The 251-nt window shown below is 26.7% G+C and carries 1 protein-coding gene; it reads right to left on the bottom strand.

What is annotated here, in order from left to right:
• Nucleotides 1-251: DUF4917 family protein (locus SB724_RS21170; RefSeq protein WP_410572964.1), on the bottom strand; the 251-nt coding region annotated here is incomplete at both ends.

Raw genomic sequence — 251 nt, 5'->3', positions numbered from 1 at the left:
GGGTGAATTCCTTTACTGCATAAATCAAGTGTTGTTTTATTGTCTCATAGCTTTTCCATAAATCTTCAGTTTTTATTTTATAAGTCTCATTAATTTTAATTGCTGTTAATAAAGAATTTAAGACAAATTCAAAGTTAGTGGTATTAAATGATTTGAACAATTTTTGCTCTATATTGTCCAACTTTTGCTCATGATTTAGATAATCAAGAAGCCCACCGTATTTAAAATTATCATTAAATTCAATGGAGAAC

The organism is Bacillus sp. SIMBA_031 (assembly GCF_046535225.1).
Lineage (GTDB): Bacteria > Bacillota > Bacilli > Bacillales > Bacillaceae > Bacillus > Bacillus velezensis.
This window is presented reverse-complemented; position numbering and strand designations above follow the sequence as displayed.